General features: G+C 59.4%; 4 protein-coding genes and 2 pseudogenes. 1 reads left to right on the top strand and 5 read right to left on the bottom strand.

Going from position 1 to position 4707, the window contains the following annotated elements; genetic code table 11:
- Positions 1–243 (top strand): hypothetical protein (locus E1B25_RS22440; protein ID WP_206338617.1); only part of this gene is annotated, 243 nt, incomplete at its 5' end.
- Here the strand turns inward: E1B25_RS22440 and E1B25_RS21815 are convergent.
- The 5 genes and pseudogenes from E1B25_RS21815 to E1B25_RS21830 form a co-directional block, all read right to left on the bottom strand.
- A pseudogene (locus E1B25_RS21815) lies at positions 240–1205 on the bottom strand (IS3 family transposase); the annotation flags it as partial. The gene E1B25_RS22440 and the pseudogene E1B25_RS21815 overlap by 4 nt on opposite strands.
- A complete protein-coding gene (locus tag E1B25_RS21820) occupies positions 1206–2567 on the bottom strand; it encodes an IS110 family RNA-guided transposase (protein ID WP_132831669.1) in 1362 nt (453 codons plus the stop codon).
- A 210-nt stretch (positions 2568–2777) separates the two neighbouring features.
- Positions 2778–3035 (bottom strand): annotated as a pseudogene (locus E1B25_RS21825) (transposase); the annotation flags it as partial.
- A 137-nt stretch (positions 3036–3172) separates the two neighbouring features.
- On the bottom strand, positions 3173–3673 hold the full coding sequence (locus E1B25_RS22325) for a hypothetical protein (RefSeq protein WP_165937733.1): 501 nt from the start codon (positions 3671–3673) through the stop codon (positions 3173–3175).
- A gap of 8 nt (positions 3674–3681) precedes the next feature.
- Positions 3682–4551, bottom strand: coding sequence for a YeeE/YedE thiosulfate transporter family protein (locus E1B25_RS21830; protein ID WP_165937734.1), 870 nt, complete (start codon positions 4549–4551; stop codon positions 3682–3684).
- Positions 4552–4707 lie beyond the last annotated feature (156 nt).

The raw sequence follows: 4707 nt of genomic DNA on the forward strand, positions 1-4707 counted from the left end.
ACGACAACATGGACGCGGTCGAAGCGGCACGCGTTGCCTATGACCAGAGCCACAGCGAAAGCTGACGGTGAGGGCGGTCAAACACCCAGCCATCTCGGCAAAAAGATCGCGGCTTTCCCGGATGTCGGGACAGGTAATCCAGTGCAGTTGCAACAGCTCGTGTACTATGACTGGGAGCAGGCATTTCGACCAACCGACGAATGGACCTGTCGCGTTTTTGTACCGCTCCAAGTGCTCGTTTAGGCCACCTTTCGTTCGAAAGCGACAGGGCTTTTCCAGCCCAGTGCTGAGTGCCGCCGCCGCGGATTGTAAAAGCCGTTGATGTATTCGAAGATGGCCATTTCAGCCTGCCGCCGGATTTCCCATGACCGTCGCCAGATCATCTCGGCCTTGATGGTTTTGAAGAAGGTTTCAACAGCGGCGTTATCATAGCAATTTCCCTTGCCACTCATGGACACCCTGAACCCATGCTTTCGCAAGATTTTCTGGTAGTCGTGCGAACAGCATTGGCTGCTCCTGTCCGTATGGTGAATGCAGCCCTTCGCCGGTGCGCGGACTGCGATAGCCATCTGTAGGGCACGTATCGCCAGATCGCGCTTCATCCGATTGCTCACGGCCCAGCCGATCACACGTCGAGAATGCAGGTCCAGGATCACAGCCAGATACAACCAGCCTTCGCGGGCCCAAACATAGCTGATGTCACCAGCCCATTTTTGATTGGGCTCATTGGCGCAGAAGTCACGATCCAGCAGGTTCGGTGCAATGTTGAACTTGTGATCGCTGTCAGTCGTCACCTTGTGTTTGCGCGTTCGGACAACGGATATGCCGTTCTGGCGCATCCGTTGTCCGGCAGGCGATTTGGCAAGGCCAAATTTGCCGAGAGGGGGCGACCAACGCGACGATGACCGACATCCAAGCCGATTTCCTTCAGCTCTTCCCGTGGTCTGCCGTAGCTGCCCAGGCTCAGGCGTGACTGTTCTTTGATGTGCGCCAACGTCACCATATCAGACCGTTGTCTGCGGCTGGCAGGGCGGTTGCGGAAGGCCCGCAAGCCGCGCGGACTGACATCCATGACCTTGCACAGTCTTCCGATGGAAAATGCGGATCGGAGCTCTTCCCCTCTCGTGCATATAAACATGCACTGCCGGGCAGCGGATAAACTTAAACCTCACGGTTTTTGGCTCGCGAAGAACACCGTGTCCTTCCTAAGAAACAGCCGCTGTCTCGGGGATGGGCGCCAATGCAAATCCGAGGATCCTGGCGCGCCGTTGAAGGTTTGACAGCACGCGTTGCCGGTGTCGCTCGTCGTAGGCTGTCGCCCCCTGATCCTGGTAGGTCATGCCATGGCGGATGGCGTTGTAGAACAAAACTGCGATCTTGCGCGCCGTGGCAGTTACCGCCTTTTGCTTGCCTATGCGGGATGACAGTCGACGGTAAAACGCGCCCAAGGCCGTGTCGCTTTTTCCAATCGTGACAGCAGCCAGGCGCAGGAGAGCGGCCGCACGACTGGAGGATCGGCGTGTCCGAGAGGACAGCAGCTTGCCCCCAGAGATCTTGTTCCCGGGGGCCAGACAGAGCCAGGACGTGAAGTGCTTCGCACTTTTCCAGGCGCGCAGGTCCGTGCCGCATTCGGCCACCAGCTTCAGTGCCAGCGACGGACCAAGACCGTGGATTTGCGTCAGGTCTGTGCCCAAAACCCCATAAAGCGCGGCCCGGACATCGAAAGACGGCGCGTTGTGCTGCTTGCCTTTGATCCGTGCCTTTGGCAGCGGAGCCAAATCATTGTCGGCCCGGACAGTCAGCGCGGTAACCGCCGCCTCCAGCCTGCGGTCGCACGCCTCAATCTGCGCTTTGTAGAAGTCGTATAGCTCCAGCGACTGTTTGAGAGCAAAGACATGTTCCTCGCGATCATTACCGACCAGCGCGGCTTTGATCGTGTCCATCGATGACTTGCAGCGGATATCCCGGAAGGCGGCCAGAACTTCAGGATCACGCTCTCCACCGATGATGGCACGGATGATCCGCATGCCCGTTGCGCCTGTGATGTCGGAGACGACATGATGCAGTTGCAGGTTCATCTCCATCAGCGCCTTCTGCATGTGCTGGATGTGAGCGGCAGCATACTCTGTCAGACGTTCGCGTTGGCGCATATAGGCGCGCAGAGTGGCAATCTCGGCTTCGGGGCGGAAGCTGCCACGTAGCAAACCATAGGAATGCAACTGGCGCAGCCATCCGGCATCGCTGACATCGGTTTTGCGGCCAGGCACGTTCTTGGCGTAGCGGGCGTTCACGAGGATGACCTCGAAGCCATTCGCTTCCAAGATCTCGAAGGCCGGTATCCAGTAAACGCCGGTCGACTCCATGGCCACGCTGGTGACACCGCACGACCGGAACCAGTCGGCAAGATCGTGTAAATTTTGGGTGAATGTCCCAAAGGCGCGCACCGGCATGGCGTCCATGTCAGGGTTGACGGCGGCCATGTGCATGGTCGAGCCGATATCGACCGCAGCCGCATTGGGGTTGACCATCTTCAGCTCCGGGTGGTCATCGGTTTTACGCTTTGTCATGACATCTCCTCCGTTCAAGGCGAAGAGCGTGGGCCATGCAAGTTCGTCATCTTCCTAACCGGGATCGCCGCGATGGCGGCGTCACCACTCTCAAGTGCGCATCGGCCCATGTGCCACGTTTTTTAACGGGGTCCAGCCCACCAATAAGCCATCGGCAACTGCCCTTCGGGCGTAGCATAGCACAGGCTGATTATACCGTGCACAGGCGGGCAGCGGCCCAGAACCGTTTTTTAATATATCCCTCTCCTCCTTGAGGATGCGGTTCTCACGTCGAAGCCGTTCGTTCTCCCGCGCAAGCTCGCGATCCTCGGGCGATACCACATCCGTGTCGCGGTGCGCTGTCACCCACTTGTTCAGCGTCGACAGCCCAACGCCCAAATCATCCGCAACTTGCCGCCGTGTCAGCCCGCTGGTCAGCGCAATTCGCACTGCATCCTTGCGGAATTCATCCGTTCTTCCCGTGCCCATAGTTCGTCTCCTTTGGTGCAGTAAATGCTATCAAAGGAGCGGCATCAAACCGCGACAGGTCCAAGTCCGTTCCGCTCGGACCGTGGAGAAGGACTGGCGCGAGTGCTCGAGTTTCTCCACGACTTGGTGCCCGCGCGTCACACTGCGCTCGACCGGATTCGCGCGGAGCAGGAGCTTCGTCGACACGTCTGAAGTTCCCGCCCTGCGGCGCCAGAAAGGCGCCGCAGCAGGGCATGGAGAGTGTAACGCCTTGCGTAGTCGCCGTGCTCCTTGGCCAGGTCAACAAGTGTCGTGCGCCATGCTCTGAATGACTTTTCTACGCTGTCATAAGACCGCGGAGCATTCTCCGATTTAGCCAGCACATGCCTTGGACCCTTCTCGAGACTCTCGACCAACATTCTCAGACGGGCGGGGCAATAGATATCGAATGTTTTATCGCCCTTTTCATCTGTTATGGAAACCCACTCGCCCTTGAAAACACTTCTCAGCATCTTGATCGATGCAGCAGGCCTTTGTCCGGTCCCACGGATCAGTTCCCCTGCTATCCGCACGTCGTCGGGCGCGTTGGCAAGCGCCTCGAGCATCCAGTCTGGCCACGGCTTTGTTGCAACAAAGCCCCTCTCGGTCAAATCAGGCATTGCCGCCATTACTTCATGTCGGCCCGTTGCGGGCTTGCACTTCGCACCCGGCAAATATCTCCGCTGCACAGTACCGGCGGGATTTGGCGACCGAAGGCGCGCATGAGGGAAAGCGTTGCCAGGATTCCCGCAAAAAGGCCGCTGTAGGCCGGAATCGCATGTGGCGACAGCGAGGGGATGGCAAACAGGATCAGCCCGTCATTGCCGCCGGGCACCAGCACTGTCCCCATCCCCATGAGCATCCCGCCGGCACCGTGGCGAAGGGCTGCCCCGGCGCGCGGCATATTCAGGCCAAACGAGCCGCGTTGCAGGCTTGAGAATGCCATTCCCAGAATGGCCGCGCCGAGGATCGCCCAAGCCAGCACGGGGTGCGCGCAGTTTGTGCCTGACCTGGTTCCGATGCCGCAAAGGATGGTCGACGAGAACGACCAGGGGCCGGTTGCCTCGATGATCACGGCATTGGACAGCCCGACCAGCGCGGCCCCCGCGGAAAGCGTGTAGACAGAAGCGCCGAGCACCCGCTTCACCCCGTGTTTTCGCCAGAACCGTCGCAAGATGAGAGTGCCTTCCCAAAGCAACGCAAGGCCAAGCAGAAGCACGATACCGAGTGAATAGCTGGGCTGCGCGACGACGACAGGCCTTGGGTGGGGCAGGGGAAGCATCGTGGCGACCCACATGCCGATCGGCCAGGCGGCAACTGTCAGCCAAAGGCCGATATTGCCATCCACCGCGCGGGTCAGCGTCGAAAACGTGCAACCGCCATTCAGCCCCGCCCCGACGCCGAACAGCACGCCGCCGAGAACCGACAGGCCGGTGAGCGGCCAATGGGTGAAACTGGTGGGATGCCCGAAGGCCCCGACCACTGCAGTCAATGCCATGACCCAGGCCGCACTTTTCGCGAACGACCACAGAATGTGAACAGGCATGCAAAATTGACCCCGTAGCGGGGTGATCGGCGTCCAAAAATGACCCCCTTACACTGATGTGGATAATGCCCCCGAGGCTATCGGGGAGCACAGTGTGGGATGTTGGTT

This window comes from Antarcticimicrobium sediminis (assembly GCF_004348975.1).
Taxonomy (GTDB): domain Bacteria; phylum Pseudomonadota; class Alphaproteobacteria; order Rhodobacterales; family Rhodobacteraceae; genus Antarcticimicrobium; species Antarcticimicrobium sediminis.

Coding starts and splice junctions, on each gene's coding strand:
- E1B25_RS21820 (WP_132831669.1), bottom strand. CDS start 2,567: ATGACAAAGCGTAAAACCGATGACCACCCGGAGCTGAAGATGGTCAAC.
- E1B25_RS22325 (WP_165937733.1), bottom strand. CDS start 3,673: ATGCCTGATTTGACCGAGAGGGGCTTTGTTGCAACAAAGCCGTGGCCA.
- E1B25_RS21830 (WP_165937734.1), bottom strand. CDS start 4,551: ATGGCATTGACTGCAGTGGTCGGGGCCTTCGGGCATCCCACCAGTTTC.